The sequence below is a fragment of the Occultella aeris genome, from assembly GCF_902703175.1.
GTDB classification, from domain to species: Bacteria; Actinomycetota; Actinomycetes; order Actinomycetales; family Beutenbergiaceae; genus Occultella; species Occultella aeris.
On the sequence record NZ_CACRYJ010000050.1, the window covers coordinates 60,072 to 84,151 of the forward strand.

Below are 24,080 nucleotides of genomic sequence, written 5' to 3' on the forward strand. Positions count from 1 at the left end.
CACACGTGGAGTCGGCCACTCGGGTGGGGTGGGCTTGCAAGAACGTTGCAAGGTTCGCAATTCGTTGCGAGTCCCCTATGCTCGCCGTGTGAGAGCCATTCGACGATTCACCGTTCGCACCGTCCTGCCCGAGGCGCTCGGCGCACTCGACGACCTCGCCCTGAACCTGCGCTGGGCCTGGCACGCACCCACCCGCGACCTGTTCTCCTCGATCGACCCGGACCGGTGGGAGGCCTTCCACGGCGACCCGATCCGCCTCCTCGGGTCCCTGTCTCCGGAGCGGCTGGCCGAGCTCGCCGCCGACGCCGGGTTCGTCGAGCGGGTCCGCGCGCTCGCCGCAGACCTGGACACCTACCGGAGCGAGGACCGCTGGTACCAGGCCGAGGGACGCCGTCGGGAGCAGGCCGGCGAGCCGGCCCTGCCCGCCGCAGTCGCCTACTTCTCCGCCGAGTTCGGGATCGCCGCCGCGTTGCCGCAGTACTCCGGCGGCCTCGGCATCCTGGCCGGCGACCACCTCAAGAGCGCCTCCGACCTCGCCGCGCCGATCGTCGGCGTCGGCCTGCTGTACGGCGCCGGCTACTTCCGCCAGTCCCTGACCCGGGACGGCTGGCAGCACGAGACCTACCCCGTGCTCGACCCGGACAACCTCCCGCTGACGCTGCTGCGCGAGGACGACGGGACGCCGTCGCGGATCAGTCTGCCGCTGCCCGGCGGGCGCTCCCTGCACGCCCAGGTGTGGCGTGCCGACGTCGGCCGGGTCCCGCTGCTCCTGCTCGACTCGAACGTGCCCGACAACGACGACGCGGCCCGCAAGGTCACCGACCGTCTGTACGGCGGCACCAGCGAGCACCGGCTGCAGCAGGAGCTGCTGCTCGGCATGGGCGGGGTCAAGGCACTGCGGCTGCACTCGCGGCTGACCGGCGCCCCGACGCCCGAGGTGTACCACTGCAACGAGGGCCACGCCGGCTTCCTCGGCGTCGAACGCGTCCATGAGCTGATCGAGGCGGAAGGGCTCACGTTCCCGGCCGCGCTCGAGGCGGTGCGGGCCGGCACCGTGTTCACCACCCACACCCCGGTGCCCGCGGGCATCGACCGCTTCGGTGCAGACCTGATCGCCGAGTACTTCGGCGGCGGCAACTCGATCCCCGGGATCGACGTCGGCGACGTCCTCGCGCTCGGTCGTGAGGACTACGACGGCGGCGACCCGACCGTGTTCAACATGGCGGTGATGGGTCTGCGGTTGGCCAAGCGGGCCAACGGCGTGGCCAAGCTGCACGGCCAGGTGTCACGGTCGATGTTCCACCAGTTGTGGCCGGGCTTCGACGTCGGCGAGGTGCCGATCACGTCGGTCACGAACGGCGTGCACAGCCCGACGTGGATCGACCCGCTGTTCGCCGGCGCCCAGGCCGAGTACTTCACCGCCGACGAGATCGAATCTGGCAGTGGTTGGTACAAGCAGGACGGCGGCATCGACAACGCGACCCTGTGGGAGTTGCGCCGCCAGCTGCGCGAGCGGCTGGTCCACAACGCCCGCAGCCGGGTGCGCAAGTCCTGGACCCAGCGCGGCGCCTCCGCTGCCGAGCTCGGCTGGGTGGACGGCGTGCTCGACCCCGACGTGCTGACCATCGGGTTCGCCCGCCGGGTGCCCACGTACAAGCGGCTCACGTTGATGCTGCGCGACGAGGACCGGCTGCGGGCGCTGCTCACCGACCCCGACCGGCCGGTGCAGATCCTGGTCGCGGGCAAGTCCCACCCGGCCGATGAGCAGGGCGTGCGACTGATCCAGAAGCTCGTGCAGTTCGCCGACTCAGAGGACGTGCGGCACCGGATCGTATTCCTGCCGAACTACGACATCGAGATGGCGCAGACCCTCTACCCGGGCTGCGACGTCTGGCTGAACAACCCGCTGCGCCCGCTCGAGGCCTGCGGGACCTCCGGCATGAAGGCGGCCCTGAACGGCGCCCTCAACCTGTCCGTGCTCGACGGCTGGTGGGATGAGATGTACGACGGCCAGAACGGTTGGGCGATCCCCACCGCCGACGGCGTCGACGACCCGGAGCACCGGGACGACCTCGAGGCGTCCGCGCTGTACGACCTGCTCGAGAACACCGTCGCGCCGCGGTTCTACGACCGTACCGACGGGCTGCCCGTGCACTGGCTGGAGAACGTCCGGCACACGCTGGCCACCCTCGGGCCGAAGGTCCAGGCGACCCGGATGGTGCGCGACTACATCACCGAGCTGTATACCCCGACGGCACAGTCCTACCGGAACGTCGACGGCCCCGGGTACACCGGTGCGATCGAGCTCGCGGACTGGAAGGCCAAGGTGCACGCCGCCTGGCCGAGCGTGCGGGTCGACCACGTCGAGTCCGAGGGGCTGCACGAGGCCGTCAAGGTGGGCGACCACGTCACCATCAAGGCGTTCGTCTCGCTCGGCCAGCTCGGCCCGGACGACGTCGAGGTCCAGATGAACTACGGCCGGGTCTCCGACAACGACGAGATCGACGAGTTCGGGACGTCCAAGTTGGAGCTGACCGACACCTACGAGGGTGGGCGCTACCACTTCAGCCGTGCGTTCACCCTCGCCCAGTCCGGGCCGTTCGGCTACAACGTCCGGATCGTGCCCAAGCACCGCGACCTGGCGGGCCCGACCGAGCTGGCGCTGGTCGCCACCGTCTGACGGTTCCTGCCCGGCCTCGCCCGGCATCACGTCGAATGTGTCCTTGTGCGGCCCACAGTTCCGTTGGGCCGTACAAGGACACTCTCGTTCTCGAGCAGTTTCGACGGGGTGCGGTTGTGCGGCCCATCGCCTTGATGGGCCGCACGATGACTCTCTCGACCGAACGGGTTCGAGCCGACGGTGCGATCAGGCGGCAGATCGGCCTGTTCTGCCGCTGGATCGCACGTTCGACGCCAACGCGGCACGGACCTTGGCCGCGATCGCACCCGGTCGGTAGACGTCCGGGGCAGCGAAGCGGAGCTGCGTCACGTCCGAGTCGATCGCGAAATCGTTCTGCCGGTCCCGATCGCGGTACAACGCCGGTGTCGCGGAGTGGATGTCCTCACCGTCGACCTCGGCGACCACCCAAGTTCCGTCCTCTCGTCGCCAGGCCAGGTCGCCCCGGCCGAGCAGGCGGCCATGCTCGTCCCGAACCTTGAGCTGGAGCTCCTCCGGCGGCAGGCCGTGGTCGAGGCAGTCCAGGCGGGCGTGCGACTCGAGGGGCGACTCGGCACGTCCGTCGACAAGCGGCCACCAGGCCTCGAGCCTGCGTGCCCCCCGGCGTGCGCGCAGGCGCCGGCGGACCCACGCGAGTCCCTCCGTGTCGATGAGTTCTCGATTGAGAGCAGAGTCCATGACCGCGACCGCGGTGTTGCGATCCAGTTCCGGCAGCGCCTGGATGAGGGCGGTGCGCACGTCGACCGCGCGGGCGCTGCCGACGCGTACGATCTGCCCGGTCCGTGGACCCCGACGGATCCGGACTCCGACCGGCCCCCGGTTGGCGCGCACCCCGGGAAGCATCGCCTCTGGAGCGATCACCTGCGGAAGTCCCCAGACCCCGTGGAGCACGAGGGCACACATGCCGGTGGCGACCGAGTCCGGTCCCGCCGCGAGGAGCGCGATCCACGCGGAGCGACGCCGGCGACGATCGAAGGCATTGCCGGCCTCGGTGGGAAGCTGGCAGTCGTAGACCGAGCGCACCACCCGGCGCCAGACGCCGTGCCGGACCAGGGCCGTGCGGCGGTCGCTGCTGATACCCAGCTCGTCGCACTGGCGGGCGCTGATCAGGCCGCCCTGACTCCGTGCGAGGGCCGTGGCCTGGACGGGATGGTGGACCTTCCGCATGCCCCAAGGTCACCAGAACTACCCAGACGCCGTTCCAGGCCTGTGGACAGCCCGCCCGAGCCCCATCGAGGGTGCTGTTGTGCCTCGCACTCGTCGGATGGGCAAGTCAGACAGGGAGTTGTTGTGCGGGGAAGACCGGGATGGGCCGCAGAACCGCACGGTCGGCGGGGCCCCCTTGGGCGGTCCCGGGAGCGAAGGTGCGGTTGTGCGGGGGAAGACCTGGATGGGCCGGACAACCGCACCCTAGCGGGCAGGACTAGGGGTTCGGGGGCCGGTCAGCGGTACGTCATACCCATCGCGTCGCGGACCTCGGCGAGCGTGGCATCGGCGATCTCGTTCGCGCGGGCGTTGCCCTCGGCGAGCACGGAGGCGAGGTAGCCGGGATCGGCCTCGAGCTCGCGGCGACGGGCCCGGATCGGGCGCAGGTGCTCGTTGACGACCTCGGTGACGAGCTTCTTCAGGCCGCCACCACCGCCGTCGCCGATCTGCGCGGCGAGCGCCTCGGGGGTGCCGGCGCCGAGCTGTGCCGCGATCGAGAGCAGGTTCGCGACCTCGGGCCGCCCGACCGGGTCGTAGGTGATGTTCCGGTCGGAGTCGGTGACGGCCCGCTTGAGCTGCTTGGTGGTCTCGTCCTCGGTCATCGCCAGATCGATGGTGTTCCTGCGGGACTTGGACATCTTCTGCCCGTCTACGCCGAGCACGTTCACGGCCTCGCTGAGCAGGGCGTCCGGGGACGGGAACACCGTCGCCCCGCCCGCGTAGCGCTCGTTGAACCGTCGGGCGATCACCCGGGTCAGCTCCAGGTGCGGCAGCTGGTCCTTGCCGACCGGCACCAGGTTCGCCTTGCAGAACAGGATGTCCGCGGCCTGGTGCACCGGGTAGGTGAGCAGCAGACCGCTCATCGGCCGGCCACCGGTCGCCTCGTTCTCGGCCTTCACGGTGGGGTTGCGGCGTAGCTCCGAATCGGTGACCAGGGACAGGAACGGCAGCATCAGCTGGTTCAGCGCCGGCACGGCGGAGTGCGCGAAGATCGTGGTCCGCGCGGGGTCGATCCCGGCGGCGAGATAGTCGGTGACGAGTTCGCGGGTGCGTTCGGCGATCGGCCCGGCGTCGTCCCGGTCGGTGATGACCTGGTAGTCGGCCACCAGCAGCATCGTCTGGACGCCGAGGTCCTGGAGACGGACCCGGTTCGCCAGCGTGCCGAGGTAGTGACCCAGGTGCAGGCGCCCGGTCGGGCGGTCCCCGGTGAGCACCCGGAACCGGCTCGCGTCCGTGGCCAGCGCCTGCTCGATCTCACCGCTCCGGGCGACCGCGGACAGCAGCGAGCGGTCCAGCGTCTCGGTCGTGCTGAGCTCGGTGTCGTCGATGGGCGGGTCGGAGGGCAGGGCGGCGGAAGTCACCCGCATACCCTAGTGCCGCCCGGGGCTCGGATCAGATCGCGCCTCCGGCCACCCGGCCGGAGAACAGGCAGCCGCCGAGGAAGGTGCCCTCCAGGGCGCGCTCGCCGTGCACACCGCCACCACCGAACCCGGCCGCCTCGCCGACGGCGTACAAACCCGGCAGCACCTGGCCGTCCGGACGCAGCACCCGGGTCTCGGTGTCGGTGTGCAACCCGCCGAGCGTCTTGCGGGTGAGGACCGACAGCCGGACCGCGAGCAGCGGCCCGTCCTTCGGGGTGGTCAGCGGTCGGGGCGGGCTGACCCGCATCCGCTTGTCCACCACATAGGTGCGCGCGTGGTTGATCGCCATGAGCTGCGGGTCCTTCCCGAGGCCACTGCGCACCTGCGCATCCCGCAGCTCGATCAGGCGGGTCAGGGCACCGGCGTCGATCCTCATCGACCCGGTGAGGGCGTTCATGCCCGCGGCCAGCTCGGCCGGGTTCGCTGCCCAGACGAACTCGGGGGACCGTTCGGCGAATGCCAACACCGGGCCGACGGCGCCGGGCAGCACCCGCTGGGCCAGCAGCCGCACGTCCTTGCCGGTCAGGTCCGGATTCTGGTCCGAGCCGGAGAGCGCGAACTCGGTCTCCATGATCGTCTTGTTCAGCACGAACCAGGAGTGCGAGTCGCCCCGGCCGGTGATGTGCCGTAGCGCGCCGAGCGCGTCGAAACCGGGGAACAGCGGTGCCGGCAGCCGTCCGCCGTCGGCGTCCAACCAGAGCGAGCTGGGGCCGGGCAGGATCCGGATGCCATGCCGGCCCCAGACCGGCGTGTGCATCGGCAGGCCCTCCGGGTAGTGCCACATCCGGTCGGAGTGCACCACCGCGGCGCCCGCGTCCTCCGCGCTGGCGAGCATCCACCCGTCGGTGGCGTCGGGCACGCCGGAGAGCATCTGGTCCGGGAGCCGGCCGGCGGAAGCCGGCCAGGCGGCCCGGACGAGATCATGGTTCGCGCCGATGCCGCCGCTGGCGACCACGACGGCGTCCGCCGTCAGCTCCACCTCGCCGGAGACAGTGCGCGAACTCGGCTCGCCCCGGCCGACCGTCGACGGCTCGAGCACCTCGGCGCGAACCCCGGTCACCGTGCCGTCGGTCGTGACGAGGCCGGTGACCCGGTGCCGGAACCGGATCTGAAGGAGCCCGGCGTCCCGGGCCGCCCGCGCCGCCCGCAGGAACGGCGCCAGCACTCCCGGGCCGGTGCCCCAGGTGACGTGGAACCGGGGCACCGTGTTGCCGTGCCCGCCGGCCGGGTAGCCGCCGCGCTCGGCCCACTGCACCAGCGGGAACCAGCGCACGCCCTCGCCGTGCAGCCACGATCGCATCGGCCCGGACGCGAACTCCACATAGCGTTGCGCCCACGCGTAGCCCTGCGCGTCCGGCCCCTGGCCACGCTCGGCGCCGTCGGTGAAGTTCGCGGACCCGAGCCAGTCCGAGAACGCCAGCTCGGCGCTGTCGTTCACCCCGAGGCGGCGCTGCTCCGGGCTGTCCACCAGGAGGAGGCCGCCGAACGACCAGAAGGCCTGTCCGCCGAGGGAGGCCGCCGGTTCGGAGTCCAGCACGATGACGCGCCGGCCCCGGGCGGTCAGGCGGGTGGCGGTGACGAGGCCGGACAGGCCCGCGCCGATGACGATGACGTCCGTGTCGGTCATGAGCCTCAGCGTAGCCAGGTGGTCCGGCCGGCGGTGGCACGGCCAAGGCCCGACGGCGGTGCCTCGCCCCGGCGGGACGGCGCGGCTTCGCGCGCGGCGCAGCGTCGCCGATTCTCGGGGTGCTGTCCGGTGGTTGCGTCACTGACCCGTCACGTGGGTCAGTGACGCAGCGCCTACGCCTGGAGGTAGATCCGCGTGCTCAGCTCGGGCACCTCGAGCGTGGTCCCGGCGGGCACGCTCGCCGTGGACGGACGCTCGTCCGGGTGTTCCCAGGCCGAGTCCCAGACCAGTTCGTAGAACTCCGGCCCATCGCTGGAGAGGGTCACATGGACCGGGTTGGCGGCACCGTTGATCACGATCAGGGCGTCGCGCTCGTCGGCTCGCTCGCCGCCGCGGAACATCTGCAGCACCCGACGGTTCACGTCGTGCCAGCGCTCCAGCGACATCGTCGCGCCGTGCTCGTCGAACCAGGCCAGCGCGGGTCGGGACCGGAACGCGTGCGGGTCGAACGGCCGGAACCGGGCCGGCCGCAGCACGCGGTTGCGCCGCCGCAGGGCGAGCAGGAGCTCGGTGGTCGCCTGCAGGTCACGCTGCCAGGGCGCCAGGTCCCAGTCCACCCACACGGACTCGTCGTCGTGGCAGTAGGCGTTGTTGTTCCCATGCTGGGTGCGCCCGAACTCGTCCCCGGCCGTGATCATCGGCGTGCCGGCCGAGACCATCATGGTGCCGAGGATGTTGCGGATGGTGCGCCGCCGGTGCGCCAGGATCTCCGGCTCGTCCGTCTCGCCCTCGACGCCGTGGTTCCAGGACCGGTTGTTGTCCGTCCCGTCCCGGTTGTCCTCGCCGTTGTTCTCGTTGTGCTTGTGGTCGTAGGAGACCAGGTCCCGCAGCGTGAAGCCGTCGTGGGCGGTGACGAAGTTGAGGCTCGCGATCGGGCCACGCCCGCCCGGCACCGGGGAGTGGGCGAACATGTCCGCCGAGCCGGCGAGCCGGGTGGCCAGGTCCCGCAGGTCGTGGCCGTACCCCCCGTTCACGACGGCCGCAGCGTCCGAGATCCAGAACGTCCGGAGCACGTCCCGGTACCGGTCGTTCCACTCCGCGATCGGCGCCGCGAACTGCCCGGTGCGCCACCCGCCGGGGCCGAGATCCCATGGCTCGGCGATGAGCTTGCGCCCGCCTAGCACCGGGTCGCAGGCCAGCGCCACCAGGAACGGATGGTCGGCCAGGAACGTGGTGCCCTTGCGGCCCATTGTGGTGGCGAGGTCGAACCGGAACCCGTCCACCCCTACCTCCTGCACCCAGTACCGCAGTGAGTCGAGGGTCATCCGGACCACGTGCTGGTTGCGGAAGTCGAGCGAGTTGCCGCACCCGGTGACGTCCAGGTAGTGACTGTGCCCGGCGCCGTCGTGCAGGTAGTACCCGGCGTTGTCCAGACCGCGCCAGGACAGCAGCGGCCCGTCGGTGCCGCCCTCGCACGTGTGGTTGTAGACGACGTCGAGGATGACCTCGATCCCGGCCTCGTGCAGGAGTTTGACCATGCCCTTGACCTCGGCCAGCACCGCGTCCGGGCCGGCCGACTGCGCGGCCTGGGTGGCGTAGGACGGTTCCGGGGCGAAGTAGCCGAGCGTGTTGTAACCCCAGTAATTGACGACGCCGCGCATGGTCAGCGCCGGCTCCGTCACCTTCGCGTGGATCGGGAGGAGCTCGACGGCGGTGACGCCCAGGTCACGCAGATGCGCCACGGTCGCGGGGTGCGCCAGGCCCGCGTAGGTGCCACGTAGGTGTTCGGGCACCCCGGGCAGCCGGCGGGTCAGACCGCGCACGTGCGCCTCGTAGATGACCGTGCGGCCCCATGGGGTGTCCGGGTGCTGCACCGGCTCGTCGTCGAACCTGTCGTCGACGACAACGCCGTGTGGGACGTGCGCGGCGCTGTCGCGGGCGTCCCGCCCGTCCTGCCCCGGGACCGGGCGGAGGTAGTCGTCGACGATGTGCCCGTACACGGCCGGGACCAGGTCGAGCGAGCCCACGATCGCCCGGGCGTAGGGGTCGGTGAGCAGCTTGTGCGGGTTGTGGAACTGGCCGTGCGCCGGGTCCCAGGGGCCATGCACGCGCAGTCCGTACCGCTGGCCCGGGCCGACCTCGGGGATGTGTCCGTGCCAGCGGCCGTGCTCGCCCACGAGCAGCCGGAACCGCCGCTCGGTGGCCTCCTCGCCCTCGCCGTCCAGCAGGCAGAACTCGACGGCGGTCGCCTGCGGAGCGTGCACGACCGTGTCCACCCCACCGGGCACGAGGTGGGTGCCGTACCGGTCCTGGTGCCGAGCGCTCCCGATGACCCGTTCCACACCGATCAGCCGGGGTGTGGCGGTGGTGGGCGGGTCGGTCTCGGTGAACAACATCAGGTGGTCGATCCGTCGGAGGGCGGCCGCGATTGCCAGGGAGGGGCCCCGCAGTGGCAGGCTGTGACTATGCGAATCGTAGTCTGTGTCAAACATGTCCCGGACCTGCAATCGACGCGTGGCTTCACCGCCGAGCGCCGGGTGATTCGTAGCGCCGACGACGGAACCATGAACGAGGTGGACGAGAACGCAGTCGAGGCGGCGCTCGCGCTCGTGGCCGCTGCCGGTGACGGTGAGCACGAGATCATCGCGCTCACCCTCGGCCCGGACGTCGCCGCGGATGCCGTGCGTCGCGCCCTGCAGATGGGCGCCGACCGTGGCATCCGGATCACCGACGACGCGCTGGCCGGTGCGGACTACTTCGGCACCGCCACGGCGCTCGCCGCGGCCATCCGGCGCATCGGTGACGTGGACGTGGTCCTCACCGGCATGGCGGCGCTGGACGGGCTCGGCGCGGTGGTGCCGTCCCTGCTCGCGGCGGCCCTTGACCTGCCGCAGCTGACGGTGGTGCAGGAACTGACCTACTCGGGTGGCGCACTCACCGCGAGGCGCGAGCTTGACGGCGTCACCGAGACGCTGCGCGCCACGCTGCCGGCGGTAGTGGCCGTGACGGACCTCGCAAACACCCCGCGGTTCCCGAAGTTCAAGGACATCATGGCCGCCCGGGCCAAGGAGATCGAGGTGCTCAGCGCCGCTGATCTCGGCCTCACCGACGCCGCCTCGACCGCCCGCACCGAGGTGGTCCGAGCCGAGCCGCGGCCCCCCCGGCCGGAGCCGGAGATCGTGACTGATTCCGGTGCCGGCGGCCGTGCCCTTGCCGACTACCTGATCAGCAACAACCTCATCTGAGAGTGGTGACCCCCGTGACCGAGACTTCCGTCCGGACCGTCCTCGTACTGGTCGAGAACACAGCCGACGCAGCCCTGCGCTCACCCGCGCTGGAGGCACTCACGCTCGCCCGGACGCTGGGCGAGGTGGTCGCGCTGACCCTGACCGAGCCGAGCCGGCAGGCACTGGACCAGCTCGCCGAGGCCGGCGTCGACCGGGTGCTGCAGGCCGACCTGGGCGACGCCCCGCGCGAGATCCCCGTCGTGGCGGCCGCCGCCGTGGCTGCCGCCGCCGAGCACGTGCGGGCCGCCCTGGTGCTGCTGACGTCCTCGTTCGTGAACAAGGAGATCGCCGCGCACACGGCGTGGCGTACCGGCGCCGGACTGCTCATCGACGTGACGTCGCTCGCCGACGATGGTGGCCGCCTGGTCGGCGGGAAGCGGGTGTTCGCCGGCACCTGGGACACCGAGTGCGCGATCACCACCGACGTCGCCGTGGCGACGCTGCGCCCGAACGCGCTTGCGGCGGAGCCTGCCGCCGCACCGGGCGCGGCCGTCGTCGAACGGCTGCCCGTGACCGCCGCGGCGCCGGCCCGCCTGGAACTCCTCGAGCGGGTGGTGCACGAGGTCTCCGCGGACGCGAGTGGTGTGGTCCGGCCGGCGCTCGCCGAGGCGGCCATCGTCGTCGCCGGCGGCCGGGGCACCGCCGGCGACTTCGGGCCTGTCGAGGACTTGGCCGACGCCCTCGGCGCCGCGATCGGGACCACCCGGGACGCCGTCGACGAGGGCTGGATCGGGCACGACGCCCAGGTCGGCCAGACCGGCGTGACCATCGCCCCGCGCGTCTACATCGGCGCCGGAATCTCCGGCGCGCCGCACCACCACGGCGGCATGCAGGCCGCCCGCACGATCATCGCGGTGAACACCGACTCCGAGGCGCCGCTCGTGGAGATCAGCGACTTCGCGGTGATCGGGGATATGCACGAGATCCTGCCCGCCGCCGCGGCCGCCATCCGCGAGCACCGCGACGCTACCGCGCTCTCGTGAGCCGGACGCGGCTCGCCTGGGCCGACCTGCCCGACGGCGTCCGCTCGCTGATCTCCGAGCGAACCGGCGAGGTGGTCACCGCGCGCAGCCATGAGGGCGGGTACAGCCCCGGCATGGCAGCCACGCTGGTCACGGCCGATGGTGGGCGGGTGTTTGTGAAGGCGGTCGCCACGAGCTTCCACGAGCGCAGCGCCGAGCTGTACCGGCAGGAGGCGGCGGTGGCTGCCGTCCTGCCGCCGGACGTGCCGGCACCCCGGCTGCGCTGGACCCTCGACGACGGCGACTGGATCGCCCTCGGCTATGACGCCGCGGACGGCCCGGGCCCGGTGACGCCGTGGCGGCCGGACGAGCTGCGCGAAGCGCTGGAGTTGCTCGCCACGCTCGGGCGTGTGGATGCCCCTCGGGTGGATCTGATCACCCCGATGGACGGGGCGGGCACGTTCGTGGAGTGGCGTCGGCTGCTGGAGTCGGGCGAGGCGCTGACCGGTTGGGATCCCTGGGTGGCGGCCAACCTCGAGCGGTTGGCCGCCATCGCGGACGGCTGGCGCGAGGCGGTGGCCGGTGACGCCCTGGTGCACGGTGACCTGCGCGCGGACAACATGGTCCGATCCGGTGGCCGGCTGCTCGCCGTCGACTGGCCCTACGCCGCCTCGGGCGCTGCCTGGGTGGACCTGGTGCTGATGCTGCCGAGCATCGGGCTGGAGGGCGGCGGCGACCCCGAGGAGATCTGGCGCGCGCACCCGCTCAGCCGCGGGGCCGACCCGGACGCGGTCACCGCGCTCGTGGCGGCCGTGACCGGGTTCTTCGTGCACGGTTCCGTGCAGGCGCCGCCGCCGGGGATCCCCCACCTGCGCGCGTTCCAGCGCGCCCAGGGGGAGATCGCCCTCGCCTGGCTCAGGGCGCGGCTACGGTGACCTCGGCTCCGCGGATCACCTCGATCAGCGAGGTCCAGTTGTCGGCGCCGTGGCCCGCCCGGATCGCTCGCCGGTAGAGCGAGGCCACGGCGTCGGGCAGTACGAGGTCCAGGCCGGCGGCCGCCGAGGTGGCCACGATGTGATCGGCGGTGGCGCCCATCATGGTGGTCGTGCCGAGGTCGCCCGGATGGGAGCGTGCGTCGAGCGCGGTCCCGAGCGCGTCACCGTCCTCGATCATCGCGGGGATGCCGGTGAGCGTCTCCAGTGCCTGCGGTACGAACTCGGCGGCGCTGATGCCGCCGCTGCCGGCGAGCGCGGTCGCGTGCAGAAGGCCCGCCAACGCCGTCAGGAAGACGTCCAGCTGCGCCTGATAGAGGAGTTGGGCGAGCCCCGGGTCCTCGCCGAGATACCGTGGCTCGCCGATCACGGACAGGGCGGCCGAGTGCGCTTCGAAGTCGGGGCGCGGTCCGCTGTAGTAGACGTAGGCCCCCTCCGCGCCGATGGTCGGAGGGGGCGTCATCACACCGCCGGTCAGGAACCGGGCGCCGTGGCTGTGTGCCCAGTCCGCGGCCTCGCGGGTGCGTTCCGGGGTGTCCGAGCTGAGGTTCACGAGCAGCCGTCCAGGCAGTGCGTCGGTGTGGCCGCCGAGGATGTCGTACATCGCCTGGTAGTCGGTGAGGCTGAGGATCACGAGCTCACTGCTCCCGACGGCGGAACCTGGGTCGGGCGCAAGGCTCGCCCCCGCCGTGACGAGGGTCGCGGCACGGGATGCGGTCCTGTTCCAGACGGTGACCGGGTGGCCGGCGGCGAGCAGGGCGTGGCCCATGGCCCGACCCATCGGGCCGAGGCCGAGCACGGTGACGGGGGCTGTGCTGGCAGGCTGACGAGGTGCACTGGTCTCGGTGTGGGCGGTCACGGTGCACTCGATTCGGTGGTGAGTGGGTGGGCGATGCTTTCGTAGATGCGCGAGAAGTCCTCGTCGCCGAAGCCCGCGTCGCGCTGGCGCACGATCAGGTCCTGCACCATCTGCACCACCGCCGGACTGATGCCGGCCTCGGTGCTGGCCCGGACGAGCTTGCCGAGGTCGGAGAACTCCAGGCTCTGCCGATCGGGCGCGTCGTACCGCCGGCTGTCGATGGTCTCGGCGAAGGCCGGGAAGGTCTCGGTCATGGCGGCCAGGAAGGGCTGGGCCCGAGTGACGAACGAGGTTGCGGTGACACCCATGGAGCCGACCATCGCCATGCCGTGCAGTAGTCCGGCGAACATGACGTACATGCCGGACAGGAGCGCGAGGTCCTCCAGCGAGGCCAGTCCGGCATCCCCGCCGAAGTAGGTGGCCTCGCCCCAGCTGCGCAGGAGTTGTTCGTGCCGTTCGAACACCTCGGGTGTCCCGCTGTACAGGATCGTCGAACCGTCCTGCCCGATCATCGCCGGGACGGCCATGATGCCGCCGTCGAGGTAGCGGATGCCCCGGGTTGAGGACCAGGCCGCGAGCTCGCGGGCCTCCTCGGGCGTGGTGGTGGTGAGGTTGATGAGGTCGGTGCCGGTGAGGTGGTCGGCGAGCGGGTCGAGCACTTCGTGCACCGAGGCGTGATCGAACAGGCAGACGATCACCACGTCGGCGGAGATCGCCTCGACCGGGGAGGTGGCTTCGACGGCGCCGCTGACGAGCAGCGGTCCGGCCCTGCCGGGCGTCCGGTTCCAGACGGTGGTGGGGTACCCAGCGGCGAGCAGTGTGCTGGCCAGCGCGGTGCCCATCACACCGAGTCCGAGGACACTCACCCGCGGTTGAGCAGGGGAGTCGGGCGTGGTGGAGGAGTTGGATGCCGAGGTGATCGGCGGTGCGGGCATGGTCGGGGAGGAGGAGGGTGGCGAGGCCGTTGAGGGAGTCATCTCATCGAGCCTGCGTTGGCGCGCACCGCCGCACAAGTACCCACTTCAAAGTGCGATACTCACCGCATGGTAAGTATCGAGGTCACAGCCCAGAACGAGTCCGCTGAGGCGGCGGCAGCGAGCCCTCGGCAGGGGCCCTACCTCTGCGGCATCGACGCCGCCATGGATGTGATCACCGGCAAGTGGAAGTCGCTCATCCTGTGGGAGCTCGATAACGGCACCCGGAGATTCTCCGCACTCAAGCGTGGCCTGCCCGGGGTGAGCGAGAAGATGCTCGTCCAGCACCTGCGGGAGATGGAGGCGGACGGGCTGGTGCATCGCGAGGTGTACCGGGAGGTGCCGCCGCGCGTGGAGTACTCCCTGACCCAGGTGGGCGTTGAGCTGAACGCGGCCCTCGCCCCACTGGGTGCGTGGGGGCAGGATCGGATCACGCGGATCGGCGCGCCGATGGTCGTGCAGCACACCGCGCCCTAACCTTCTTGCGAGTTCGGCCACACCCTGATGAATGGCCGACGGGAGTCAGGCCGGCGGTGCCTCGTCGCCGTGGGCAAGCAGGAGGGTGCGCAACAGGCTCGCCAGCTGCTCGCGTTCGGAGGCCTCGAGGGCGGCGAGCAGACGCTCCTCGTTCGCGACGTGATCGGCCAGGGCGGCGTCCAGGACGGTGCGCCCCTTCGGCGTGAGGGTGACCAGGATGGCGCGGCGATTGGCCTCGTCCACGTCGCGGCGCACCAGATCCTTGGCGACCAGACGGTCCAGGCGATTGGTGATCGCCCCGGAGGTCCGCATCGCAGCGCGGGCCAACGCCACCGCGGTCAGGCCGGTGCTCTCCGGGTCCGCCCGCCGCAGCGTCGCGAGCAGATCGAACTCACCGGGCTGCAGACCGTGCGCATCGAAGACCTCCTGCAGGCTGAGTTCGAGCAGCCGGGTCAACCGGGACAGGCGGCCGATCACCCCCATGGCGGAGACGTCGAGATCGGGCCGCACTACGCTCCACTGCTTCAGGCGGACATCCACGGCATCTTGCACGGCATCTCCTAGGTGTTGAACTGTTTGACGTTGAACTGTTTGACGAATCGACTCCGGTCATCCTACAGTGCTTCACGTTGAATAGTTCAACGTTGAGGAGAGTGAGATGCGCCGCCTGTCCGTGACCATGGCCACGGCCCTCGCCCCGCTCGTCTGGGGCACGACCTACCTGGTGACGACCCAGTTCCTGCCATCGGATGCGCCACTCTTCGCCGCCCTGATGCGCGCCCTGCCCGCTGGCCTGCTGGCCCTGGCGCTCTCCCGCACCCTGCCCCGAGGCTCCTGGTGGTGGCGCGCCGCGGTGCTCGGTGTCCTGAACATCGGGGCATTCTTCCCGCTGCTGTTCGTGGCGGCCTATCGACTGCCCGGTGGCCTCGCCGCCACCCTCGGCGCCGGACAACCGTTGATCGTGGCCGTGCTCGCGGTGGTCCTGCTGGGTCAGGCCTGGTCCGCGTGGCGGCTCGGCTGGGGCGTCATCGGGGTGCTCGGCGTGGCCCTGGTGGTGCTGCGCGCCGACGCCGTGCCGGACCTGCTCGGAGTCGTGGCCGGACTTGCCGGAGCCGCCTCCATGGGGCTCGGCGTCACGCTGACGAAGCGGTGGGGTAGGCCGACCGGGGCGCTCGCGTTCGCCGGCTGGCAGCTCACCGCGGGCGGGCTGGCACTGCTCCCGCTGACGCTGATCGTGGAGGGAGTGCCGACCGGCATCGACGCGACCGCCGTGGCGGGCTACGCCTGGTTGGGACTGGTGGGCGGCCTGCTCGCGTACACGCTGTGGTTCACCGGGATCGGGCGGATCCCGGTGACGTCGGCCGCGATGCTCGCGCTGCTCTCCCCGGTCGTTGCCGCAGCGCTCGGTGCACTGGTCCTGGGGGAGCGATTCGAGCCTGCACAGCTCCTCGGTTTCGCTTTGGCGCTCTGTGCGATCGTTGCCGGGCAGTTGCGGGCCGGCGCCGCCGAGCCACCAGCGGCGACCGGACCGCAGAACGTCCCGACGGCGGCCCTCCCGGTCGAGCCGTTGGCTGCGGTAGGTGCCCCCGTGCATCCCGGAACTGGACCTGTCAGGCTTGGTGTCGGTACCGAGCGGCCTGCGGAAGCCGACTCAGGGCAGGCGTGCCGATGAGGATCGCCGTCCTCGGTGCCACCGGTGCCGTGGGGTCCAGGGTGGTGGTGGAGTCGCTGGCACGAGGCCACCGGATCAGAGCGTTCGCGCGCTCACGAGCTCGCCGCGGCGAGCTGCCGTCCGGCCACCGGTGCGCCTGCTGCATGTCGCCGACGACGTGGCCCTACGCGCCGCCCTGCGCGGTCAGGATGCGGTGGTGAGCGCGATCCGTCCTCCGACGGGCCAGGAGCAAACGCTCCGCCACGCGACCGAGGCGCTGCTCCGCACCGCGAGCGACGGGAGGACCCGGCTGCTGATCGTCGGGGGCGCCGGTCCGCTGGTACCGGGTTGTGCCGGGCGGCTCGCGATCGACGACGAGCGCCACGTCCCACGGCAGTGGCGCACCATCGCCGCGGCCAGCGTCGCCCCGCTCGCCGCCTGCCGTGACCACGCCGGACCGTGGACCCAAGTCGGACCGCCCGCGAACCTCGAACCCGGCGAGCGGACCGGCCGCTACCGTCTGGGTGCGGGCGGCCACCTGGTGGTGGCCCCGGACGGCTCGTCGAGACTGTCCATGGAGGACCTGGCCGTCGCCGCGCTGGGCGAGCTGGAACGGCCCGGGGTGCGCGGGGGCATCGTCACGATCGGATCCTGACGCGCCGACCACTCGGTCGCGACCGGGTCCGCTCTCAGCCGTCCTCGCCCACCTCGGCCCGCTCCGCCTCGGTGTAGCCGTGCGCGGCACGCGCGGCCGGTGCGGCCATGCCTGCGGCCATGGCGGCGCGCACCCCGGCGACCTTCCTGCTGGTCATGCGCATCGCCGCGTCGACCTTGGTCGAGGAGTAGGTGACCGCCAGGCCCGGGTCCACGCCCAGCCCGGTACCGACCTCGATCGCGTCCTGATTGGCGCCCATGTACAGGAACTGCCAGCCGTAGCGGTCGGTCTGTTCGCCGATCATCGCCTTGATCTGGGCGCGGCTGAACTCCTTCGAGGCGTTCTCGAGGCCGTCGGTCATGATGCCGACGATCACGGTGCCCGGACGCTCCGCCTCGGGCAGGGCGGCGAGCCGGGCGCCGGTGGCGTTGATGAGGCGTCCGATCGCGTCGAGCATGGCGGTGCTTCCACGCGGCACGAGATCGAGGGAGGGCACGTCAGCGATCGGCCGATCCGCGTAGACCTCCTGGTACTCGTTGTCGAACTGGGCAAGGGAGACCGTGCACCGACCCGGCTCGCCGCGCTGCTCCGCGATGAACGCGTCGAAGCCCCCGACGGTGTCGGACTTGATCGACTGCATCGAGCCGGAACGGTCGAGCAGGAACGCGATGTGGGTGAAGTTCTGGTCGGTCATGGCGGGTCCCTTCGTCGGTGGGGGTGGTACCGGTGGCTGGAGCGGGTGGTCGCGGTCGGCGCAGGTGGCGGTGCGGGCCGGGTGCCACTCAGTCGGGGCGGCGTGGTCGGAACCGCATCGGCTCGCGCTCGGCCTCGGGAGCGGGGGAGTAGTCGCCGCGCTCCACGTCGTACCGGGCCCGCTCGACGCCACGGGCGGACACCCGCCCGCTCGCGTCGCGATAGGACGCGAGTGCTGCCGTGCGGCCGAGCCGGGGCGGGACCGCGTTCTCGGAGAGGCCGGCCATCGCGCCGGCCGCACGCAGTGAGGTGCCCTCCTCGAGGACGGCCATCGCCATCGCCTCGTCGACGGCGTCGGCCAGATGCCCGACGGCGGCGCGCAGGTGGGGCAGTGAACCGGCCGCCGACGAGGGGTCGCACGCGTCGAGCTCGGCGCGAGCGCGCTCGAGCGCGGTCTGCAGGCGGTTCTCGGTGGACACTGCGGCCTCCGCGTGGTCGTGGCTGGCTGGTGTGGTGACCATTCCAATGTGCCGCAGTTACTGCGGATGCGCAACTATTGCGACGCCGTGGCTGGAGCGGCTCCGCGGTTGGGGTGGTGCTGCCACGGCAGAGACGCGGCGACGCCGGACGGAATTGGTGCTGCCATGGTCACCCCGACCGCCCACAATGGTCCGATGTCCCTTGCACCCACCGTCCCGGACGCCGAGGACTTCCGCGCCCTCGCGCGTTCCTCGCCGTGGCGCTGGCGCACCGTTCGGTTCACGGCGCAGTGGACCGGGCCGTACTCCGACGGGCCGGTCCGAGCCTGGATCGAGCGCCCGAACCGGATCCGTGTCGAGACCCTTGACGGCCGGGAACTCCTCGACGAGAGGCAGGTCGTCGGGTCGTCCACCGGTTTCCTGATCGCGTTCGATGCGGAGGCTCTCGCGCGGGAACCCGAACTCGCCGATCCCGCCTACCGCGCGCGGACCGCCGGCGACCGGTACCGCGAGGAGCAGTCCCGCCGTCTGGCCGAGATGGTCATCGACGACGCCGGTCTGGTCCGGCGGCGCACCACCGACCGCGACGACCACGACGCGCCGATGTACCAGAACTACCACTGGGTCGCGATGCTCGATCCGCTCGAGCTGGCGGACGGGCAGCACGATCAGGACGATCCCGACGCGCTCGCGGCTCTGGTGGCCGGCGAGGTGGTAGCGGGCACCGCGATCGAGGAGGTCCGGGCCGTGGAGCACGAGGGTCGCCCCGCCTGGGAGGCCGTACTCCGCACGACTCCTGCCTACGACCCGCGATGCGCCTGCTGCGCGCTGCTGCCCGGCGAGGTGGCCGATCTCGCCGAGGACCGGCGCTCGCGCGCGGGCGCCTATGCCGACGCGTACCGGGTACGCCTGGACGTCGGGACCGGGATCTGCGTGTTCACCGAGGAGCTCGGCGGCGAGCACGCCGGTGCCGGGCACCACGTCCGGATCGAGTCGGCCGGTCAGACCTGGGGTCCGGAAGATCCGCCGTGGCGGACCGGTTGAGACGGACGTGACCACCGACCTGACCCACGAGCGGACCCGCATCGGCGGGCCGCAGACGGCGACCGGCCGCCCCTCGACCGAGGCGACGCCGGCACACACCGAGCCCACGCCGTCGACCATCGTCGCAGCGGCGTCGACGGCGACAGTGCCGCCCGCCGCCGACGTCGTCGTGATCGGCGCCGGCCAGGCCGGACTGTCCGCCGCGTACCACCTGCGCCGGCGCGGCCTCACGCCCGCGACGGCCGCGCCGACCCCGGACGGCGACGGGCCGCCGTCGGGCACGTTCGTGGTGCTCGACGGCGAGGCGGGGCCCGGCGGCGCCTGGCGGCACCGGTGGCGCACGCTGCGGATGGCCACGGTGAACAAGGTGCACGACCTGCCCGGACGGGAGCTGCCCGAGGTGGACCCGTGCGCGCCGTCGCGGGAGGTGGTGCCCTCCTACTACGGCGACTACGAGCGCGACTTCGACCTGCCGATCGTGCGGCCGGTGCACGTGCACCGGGTCACTCGCGTGGACGACGACCCGCGCGGCCGGCTGCTCGTGGCGACCGACCGCGGCGAGGTGTCCGCCCGGGTCGTGATCAACGCGACCGGGACCTGGACGAAGCCGTTCTGGCCGATCTACCCCGGCCAGGAGACGTTCCGGGGCCGCCAGCTGCACACCGCCGACTACGTGAGCGCCGACGAGTTCGCCGGCCGGCACGTGATCGTCGTCGGCGGCGGCATCTCGGCGGTGCAGCTGCTGGAGGAGATCTCCCACGTCGCCGCCACCACCTGGGTGACCCGACGGGAGCCGGTCTGGCGCGACGACGAGTTCGACCCCGACGCCGGGCGAAGGGCCGTCGCGCTCGTCGAGGAGCGGGTCCGAGCGGGCCTGCCGCCGCGTAGCGTGGTCAGCGTGACCGGTCTGATCTGGACCCCGACACTGCGCGCCGCCGCCGAGCGCGGAGTCATGGACCGCAGGCCGATGTTCACCGAGATCACCCCGACCGGCGTGCGCTGGGCGGACGGCACCGAGCAGCGTGCCGACGCCATCCTCTGGGCCACCGGGTTTCGCTCCCAGCTGGACCACCTCGCCCCGCTGCGTATGCGCGGCCGCGGCGGCGGCATCGAGATGGCCGGCACCCAGGTGGTGGCCGAACCGCGCCTGCACCTGGTCGGCTACGGCCCGTCGGCGTCCACGATCGGGGCGAACCGGGCCGGGCGCGAGGCGGTCAACGGCGCCCTCGCGTTCCTCGGCGGCTGATTCCGCTCACCCCTCGGGGATCTCGAGCAGCGCGAACCCGCCGTAGCTGAACGAGACAGGCTGCCCGTCGACGAGGTGGATGTCGCCGTTGGTGTTCCGGGACCAGAGCATCTCCCCGGTGCCGAGGTCCAGGCCGAAGGAGATGTAGCCGGTGACGATCGCGACGTCGTCGACGACCACGACGTCCGTGATGGAGTTCATGTTCCGGATCTCCGTGATCCAGCGCGTCGACCCGCCGTCCTCGCTCAGCAGTACGAGCTCGGACTCGGTGTTGAAGAAGGGGTACTGCGCGGTGCCGGAGAGGTTCGTGGACTGCGGCAGCGAGTACTCGAGGAGGGGGTCGCCGACGCCGCCGCGGTCCCAGTCGGTGGCCAGCACGACGCCCGGAGTGCCGGTGTTCACCAGCGCCGGAGCCGGCAGGAACGCGGTCCCCTCGAGACCGATCTGCTCGGAGTGCCACAGCTCGGTGCCGTCGGCTGCAAAGCGTGTCGTCCCGTCGATCGAATCACACGCGAAGGTGTCCTCGACCACGGCTAGCACGTAGCACTGGTGCGTGGTCAGCTCGCCGGTCAGCGGGTCGATGTGGAGCGTCACCGTGGAAGCCCACAGCAGCGTGTTCGCCCCCACGTCCCGCCAGATCGGCAGGTACGGGACCACCCGGGTCCGACCGGTGGAGTCGTCCTCCCGGAACAGATCCTCGGTGTCCGGCAGGTCGGCCAGGTCCTGGGACCAGGTGACTGTCCCGTCCGCGACCGAGAGCAGGTTCAGGGTCGTGAACTCCCCAGGGGAGCCCTCGGTGATCACGAGCAGTCCGGCCGGGCTCAGGTGCACGTTCCACGGCTGGTCGATGTCCACCGGTTGGGTGGACATGATCGCGCCGTCGGCCATCGAGAACACGGTGATCGCCCACCCGCCGCCGTCGGTGTGGCCCAGGCAGACGAGTCCCTGGGCGTCCGTGAGACGTTCGGCGCACAGGCCGCCGGGCAGCGGCGCGTCCCATCGGAGGTCTCCGGTCCCGGGGTCGAATGCGACCACGTCCGCGGCCACGACGTCGGCATCGTCGGCGAGGCTGACGGTGGCGTCGTTGACGATGGCGGCCCAGGCGTCGTCGCCTGGGATCAGGTAGGGGGCGCGGTACTCGAACCAGTCGGCGGAGTTCACCGGCAGGAACTCCGATGCCCCGGGCAGGAGCGTGTCGGCGGTCACCTCCCAGCGGGTGTCGAACTGGTCGGCGTCGCCCTCGATGTCCGGGCGGCTGTCGAAGGCCCCGGACGGGCCCCCGGCGAGCCGGAACGCGATCAGCAGGGCGATCCCGATGACGCCCACGGCCGACGCGATCGCGATGAAGCGACGCGTCCGGCGCTGGTTCCGCCGGCGCACGGATGGGTGGATGCGATCGGTGCGGGGCGGCATCCGGACCACGACCGGTTCGGTGGCAGGCCGTGTCGGCGCACCGCCGGCGGGTGGTGCGACGCGAGTCACCTCGATCCGCTTCGGCTCGATCCGGCCCAACGCCACCCGGGTGTCCTCGGCCGGGCCACCGGTCACCGTCGAGGGGTCGACGCCGGTGGAGCCTGCCGCGGCCCAGGGCTGTGTGGTCGACGGCGGATCGACCGTGACGGGGTCGGTGGCGGTTTCGGAGGAGTCGCCGAGCCCGACGTAGGGGTTCGCGGGGGCGTTGTAGCTCGCCGGCTGATAGCCGGACGTCCCGTAGGCGGGTGGCGTGTAGTCCGTGGTCCCGTACGAGGGCGTGTAGCCAGTGGTGCCGTAGGAGGGTGTGTACCCGGTGCTGCCGGGCGCTTCGTCGGCCCGCGACGCAGTGGCCGGGGGGTCGGCGTCGGTGCCCGGCGGGGCCTCACCGAAGCGGGCCCCGCCCTGGAACCGTGCGCTGCCGCGGAACTCGTCGTCGCCGTCGTCGGTCGGGTCGGTCACGAGACCTCCACCGGCGCGATGCCCCCGGTGACGATCGGGTGGGCGCCGACCGGCGATCCAGCGGTGGGCAGTGGATGCATCACGCTGACATTCTCCCCGTCCGCACCGGTCGCGCCGACCACCGCGGCGGCCTGGTTCACGGTGCTCATGGCAGCTCCAGCAGGGCGATGCCCTCGAACCCGATCGTGGCGACCCGGTCATCGACCACCTGCCGGTAGATCCCGGTGTCCACCCGTGCGGTCCACAGTTCGTCGCCGGTGACCGGATCGAACCCGACCTGTTCGAAGCCGTCGAGAACGAGCAGGTCCCCGACCACGTAGACGTCACCGATGTAGCCGCCGTCCTCCGGCTCCCAGGTCCAGGCGAGCGTGTCGGCGTCCGGGGCCAGCGCGATCATGGACGCGCCGCCGGCCACGACCAGGTACTCCGGGCTGCCGGAGCTGCTGAGCGGGCTGACGCCGGGCACGAAGCCACCCGACGACGGCGCCAGGGTGGCCACGGTGTGGGTGACCGTGCCGGTGTCCCAGTCGACACCGACGATGGCGTAGTTCGACTCGTCGTAGGCGACCGGCCGGCCCGGCGAGATGTCCGACGGGTGCGTCAGGGTCAGGCCCGGCAGCGTCCAGACCACCTTGCCGTCGAGGTCGTGCCGGGTGATGCCGGCGTCGGTGACGCAGTAGTAGGCAGACCCGGCGACGGTGGCGCGGCGGCACTCGTGGGCGAACACGGTTCCGGTGGCGGGGTCGATGATCGCGGCGCCCGGCGTGGACCACAGCATGATCAGACCGCCGTCGAGCTGGCGCCAGCGCGGTCGCTCCAGGGTCGCCTCGACGTCGTCGGGGTCCGAGTTGCCCAGGTCGCTGGCCAGGAAGTCGCTGAACAGCGACTCGCCGCCGGGGACGTCGGCGAGATCGACGCTCCAGGCCGTGGCGCCCTCCCGGGTGAGCAGGCTGATCCGCGCGTGCGGGGCCTGTGGCTCGTTGTCCCCGACCACGATCAGCCCGGCGGCGGTGTGGTGCACGGTCGCAGCACTGGTCAGGCCGGTCGCCCAGGAGAGCCGGATCTCCCCGGTGGCCGCGTCGATCACGTGCCCCTGCCAGGCGCCGCCGTCGCGGCTCACGCACATGATGACGCCGTCGAGCTCGGCGTCGCCGCAGAGCACCCCGGGCAGATCGTGCTCCCAGAGCGGCGCCCCGGTGGCCGGATCGAGTCCGACGACCGCGAACGGCGCGCTGCCGGCGTCATCGAGGGTCACGATCCACGCGCTCTCGCCACCGATGAACGACGGTCCGGTGAACGCACCGTCGACGCCGATGCCGAGTTGGGTGTCGGCGCCGACGCCGGGGGAGAGGTCCTGCGGCGTCGCGAGCCAGGTCTCGGTCAGGTGATCGGTGGTCGCCGGAGGGTCGGGCGTGGGCTCCGAACCGCTCGTCCGGCCGACCGCCACGATGAAGGCGACGATCAGGCCGACGATGAGCACCATGACAGCGCCGACGATCACGGCGGCGACGAGGCAGCCCGTGCGCCCGGTACCGCGTGCGCTCGGTGGGGCGTAACCGCCCGACTGCAGGTAGGGCGAGCCGTGCGTGTGGGCGGGGTCGATGCCGTACGGGGATGGGTTCGCACCGCCGGCGCCGCCGGCCGTGGGTTGATCCCAGGGCGCCGGCCCGCCACCGAACGGGTCGGCGGAGCCGGCAGACGGCGTCGCCCCCGCGCCACCAGCCCCGGCGCCCGCATACGGATCCGGCGCCGCGGCGCCGTACGGGGACGGCGCGCCCCCGTAGTTCTCGCCGACGCCGTAGCCCGGCTCGGCGCCCGAGCCCGAGCCGGCGCCCGAGGGGGTCTGCCTGCTCGGATCATTCGTCTCGCTCACGCCGCCCCCTGCTAGTCGATCTCGC

Annotated in this window: 21 protein-coding genes; 9 read left to right on the top strand and 12 right to left on the bottom strand. The window is 71.9% G+C overall.

Annotation, left to right across the window (positions count from 1 at the left end; all coding sequences use genetic code 11):
- Nucleotides 1-88 precede the first annotated feature (88 nt).
- The gene (gene glgP / locus HALOF300_RS17100; RefSeq protein ID WP_156742127.1) at nt 89-2,680 is read left to right on the top strand and encodes an alpha-glucan family phosphorylase; all 2,592 of its coding nucleotides are present in this window, start codon (nt 89-91) and stop codon (nt 2,678-2,680) included.
- A 186-nt stretch (nt 2,681-2,866) separates the two neighbouring features.
- Here the strand turns inward: glgP and HALOF300_RS17105 are convergent, their stop codons facing one another.
- From HALOF300_RS17105 to glgX, 4 genes are all read right to left on the bottom strand, one after another.
- The gene (locus HALOF300_RS17105) at nt 2,867-3,844 is read right to left on the bottom strand and encodes a type IV toxin-antitoxin system AbiEi family antitoxin domain-containing protein (protein WP_156742128.1); all 978 of its coding nucleotides are present in this window, start codon (nt 3,842-3,844) and stop codon (nt 2,867-2,869) included.
- Between the two features lie 275 nt (nt 3,845-4,119).
- A complete protein-coding gene (gene trpS / locus HALOF300_RS17110; RefSeq protein WP_231955544.1) occupies nt 4,120-5,211 on the bottom strand; it encodes a tryptophan--tRNA ligase in 1,092 nt (363 codons plus the stop codon).
- A gap of 64 nt (nt 5,212-5,275) precedes the next feature.
- Nucleotides 5,276-6,931: an FAD-binding dehydrogenase gene (locus tag HALOF300_RS17115; protein WP_156742130.1), complete on the bottom strand. Its 1,656-nt coding sequence runs from the start codon at nt 6,929-6,931 to the stop codon at nt 5,276-5,278.
- 173 nt (nt 6,932-7,104) lie between these two features.
- Complete coding sequence (glgX, locus tag HALOF300_RS17120; RefSeq protein ID WP_156742131.1) at nt 7,105-9,327, bottom strand: glycogen debranching protein GlgX; 2,223 nt, start codon at nt 9,325-9,327, stop codon at nt 7,105-7,107.
- A gap of 69 nt (nt 9,328-9,396) precedes the next feature.
- Between glgX and HALOF300_RS17125 the strand changes: the two genes are divergently transcribed.
- From HALOF300_RS17125 to HALOF300_RS17135, 3 genes are read left to right on the top strand one after another with little or no spacing between them, the layout of a single operon-like run.
- Nucleotides 9,397-10,176, top strand: coding sequence for an electron transfer flavoprotein subunit beta/FixA family protein (locus HALOF300_RS17125; protein ID WP_156742132.1), 780 nt, complete (start codon nt 9,397-9,399; stop codon nt 10,174-10,176).
- A 14-nt stretch (nt 10,177-10,190) separates the two neighbouring features.
- Nucleotides 10,191-11,201 (top strand): electron transfer flavoprotein subunit alpha/FixB family protein, encoded by a 1,011-nt coding sequence (locus HALOF300_RS17130; protein ID WP_156742133.1) that lies wholly within the window; start codon nt 10,191-10,193, stop codon nt 11,199-11,201.
- Nucleotides 11,198-12,115 (top strand): phosphotransferase family protein, encoded by a 918-nt coding sequence (locus HALOF300_RS17135; RefSeq protein WP_156742134.1) that lies wholly within the window; start codon nt 11,198-11,200, stop codon nt 12,113-12,115. Before HALOF300_RS17130 ends, HALOF300_RS17135 begins: the two co-directional genes overlap by 4 nt.
- Here HALOF300_RS17135 and HALOF300_RS17140 read toward each other — a convergent pair.
- Together HALOF300_RS17140 and HALOF300_RS17145 are read right to left on the bottom strand one after the other, a co-directional pair.
- Nucleotides 12,096-13,031: an NAD(P)-dependent oxidoreductase gene (locus tag HALOF300_RS17140; protein WP_231955532.1), complete on the bottom strand. Its 936-nt coding sequence runs from the start codon at nt 13,029-13,031 to the stop codon at nt 12,096-12,098. The genes HALOF300_RS17135 and HALOF300_RS17140 overlap by 20 nt on opposite strands.
- Nucleotides 13,028-14,008, bottom strand: a complete 981-nt coding sequence (locus HALOF300_RS17145; RefSeq protein WP_231955533.1) for an NAD(P)-dependent oxidoreductase — start codon at nt 14,006-14,008, stop codon at nt 13,028-13,030. Before HALOF300_RS17145 ends, HALOF300_RS17140 begins: the two co-directional genes overlap by 4 nt.
- A 66-nt stretch (nt 14,009-14,074) precedes the next feature.
- Between HALOF300_RS17145 and HALOF300_RS17150 the strand changes: the two genes are divergently transcribed.
- The gene (locus HALOF300_RS17150; RefSeq protein ID WP_156742135.1) at nt 14,075-14,482 is read left to right on the top strand and encodes a winged helix-turn-helix transcriptional regulator; all 408 of its coding nucleotides are present in this window, start codon (nt 14,075-14,077) and stop codon (nt 14,480-14,482) included.
- Between the two features lie 45 nt (nt 14,483-14,527).
- On the opposite strand, the gene HALOF300_RS17155 is transcribed toward HALOF300_RS17150, so the two are convergent.
- Complete coding sequence (locus tag HALOF300_RS17155; protein ID WP_156742136.1) at nt 14,528-15,034, bottom strand: MarR family winged helix-turn-helix transcriptional regulator; 507 nt, start codon at nt 15,032-15,034, stop codon at nt 14,528-14,530.
- A gap of 106 nt (nt 15,035-15,140) precedes the next feature.
- On the opposite strand from HALOF300_RS17155, the gene HALOF300_RS17160 reads away from it, so the two are divergent.
- Both HALOF300_RS17160 and HALOF300_RS17165 read left to right on the top strand, forming a co-directional pair.
- Complete coding sequence (locus HALOF300_RS17160) at nt 15,141-16,154, top strand: EamA family transporter (RefSeq protein WP_156742137.1); 1,014 nt, start codon at nt 15,141-15,143, stop codon at nt 16,152-16,154.
- Nucleotides 16,102-16,788 (top strand): NAD(P)-dependent oxidoreductase, encoded by a 687-nt coding sequence (locus HALOF300_RS17165; RefSeq protein ID WP_197522634.1) that lies wholly within the window; start codon nt 16,102-16,104, stop codon nt 16,786-16,788. Before HALOF300_RS17160 ends, HALOF300_RS17165 begins: the two co-directional genes overlap by 53 nt.
- Before the next feature lie 34 nt (nt 16,789-16,822).
- On the opposite strand, the gene HALOF300_RS17170 is transcribed toward HALOF300_RS17165, so the two are convergent.
- Together HALOF300_RS17170 and HALOF300_RS17175 are read right to left on the bottom strand one after the other, a co-directional pair.
- Entirely contained in the window at nt 16,823-17,482 is a 660-nt protein-coding gene (locus HALOF300_RS17170) for a vWA domain-containing protein (protein WP_156742138.1), read from the bottom strand.
- Between the two features lie 88 nt (nt 17,483-17,570).
- Nucleotides 17,571-17,960, bottom strand: a complete 390-nt coding sequence (locus tag HALOF300_RS17175; protein WP_231955535.1) for a hypothetical protein — start codon at nt 17,958-17,960, stop codon at nt 17,571-17,573.
- Nucleotides 17,961-18,155: 195 nt separating this feature from the next.
- On the opposite strand from HALOF300_RS17175, the gene HALOF300_RS27380 reads away from it, so the two are divergent.
- Complete coding sequence (locus tag HALOF300_RS27380; RefSeq protein ID WP_231955537.1) at nt 18,156-19,004, top strand: hypothetical protein; 849 nt, start codon at nt 18,156-18,158, stop codon at nt 19,002-19,004.
- A gap of 118 nt (nt 19,005-19,122) precedes the next feature.
- Nucleotides 19,123-20,250 carry an NAD(P)-binding domain-containing protein gene (locus HALOF300_RS17180; protein ID WP_408636903.1) on the top strand — a complete coding sequence of 376 codons (1,128 nt, stop codon included), beginning with the start codon at nt 19,123-19,125 and terminating at the stop codon, nt 20,248-20,250.
- Nucleotides 20,251-20,256: 6 nt separating this feature from the next.
- On the opposite strand, the gene HALOF300_RS17185 is transcribed toward HALOF300_RS17180, so the two are convergent.
- The 3 genes from HALOF300_RS17185 to HALOF300_RS17190 are packed head-to-tail and all read right to left on the bottom strand — an operon-like array spanning nt 20,257 to nt 24,055.
- Nucleotides 20,257-22,182, bottom strand: coding sequence for a PQQ-binding-like beta-propeller repeat protein (locus tag HALOF300_RS17185; protein ID WP_197522636.1), 1,926 nt, complete (start codon nt 22,180-22,182; stop codon nt 20,257-20,259).
- Nucleotides 22,179-22,331 carry a hypothetical protein gene (locus HALOF300_RS27070; RefSeq protein WP_197522637.1) on the bottom strand — a complete coding sequence of 51 codons (153 nt, stop codon included), beginning with the start codon at nt 22,329-22,331 and terminating at the stop codon, nt 22,179-22,181. The genes HALOF300_RS17185 and HALOF300_RS27070 overlap by 4 nt, the downstream gene beginning before the upstream one ends.
- Nucleotides 22,328-24,055, bottom strand: a complete 1,728-nt coding sequence (locus HALOF300_RS17190) for an outer membrane protein assembly factor BamB family protein (protein ID WP_197522638.1) — start codon at nt 24,053-24,055, stop codon at nt 22,328-22,330. Before HALOF300_RS17190 ends, HALOF300_RS27070 begins: the two co-directional genes overlap by 4 nt.
- Between the last annotated feature and the right edge of the window lie 25 nt (nt 24,056-24,080).

What these genes read in the sequence shown, in the direction of transcription:
- HALOF300_RS27070 (WP_197522637.1), bottom strand. Translation starts at nt 22,331, where the DNA reads ATGAGCACCGTGAACCAGGCCGCCGCGGTGGTCGGCGCGACCGGTGCG.
- HALOF300_RS27380 (WP_231955537.1), top strand. Translation starts at nt 18,156, where the DNA reads ATGTCCCTTGCACCCACCGTCCCGGACGCCGAGGACTTCCGCGCCCTC.
- HALOF300_RS17145 (WP_231955533.1), bottom strand. Translation starts at nt 14,008, where the DNA reads ATGACTCCCTCAACGGCCTCGCCACCCTCCTCCTCCCCGACCATGCCC.
- HALOF300_RS17125 (WP_156742132.1), top strand. Translation starts at nt 9,397, where the DNA reads ATGCGAATCGTAGTCTGTGTCAAACATGTCCCGGACCTGCAATCGACG.
- HALOF300_RS17170 (WP_156742138.1), bottom strand. Translation starts at nt 17,482, where the DNA reads ATGACCGACCAGAACTTCACCCACATCGCGTTCCTGCTCGACCGTTCC.
- HALOF300_RS17105 (WP_156742128.1), bottom strand. Translation starts at nt 3,844, where the DNA reads ATGCGGAAGGTCCACCATCCCGTCCAGGCCACGGCCCTCGCACGGAGT.
- glgX (WP_156742131.1), bottom strand. Translation starts at nt 9,327, where the DNA reads ATGTTGTTCACCGAGACCGACCCGCCCACCACCGCCACACCCCGGCTG.
- HALOF300_RS17160 (WP_156742137.1), top strand. Translation starts at nt 15,141, where the DNA reads ATGCGCCGCCTGTCCGTGACCATGGCCACGGCCCTCGCCCCGCTCGTC.
- HALOF300_RS17150 (WP_156742135.1), top strand. Translation starts at nt 14,075, where the DNA reads ATGGTAAGTATCGAGGTCACAGCCCAGAACGAGTCCGCTGAGGCGGCG.
- HALOF300_RS17115 (WP_156742130.1), bottom strand. Translation starts at nt 6,931, where the DNA reads ATGACCGACACGGACGTCATCGTCATCGGCGCGGGCCTGTCCGGCCTC.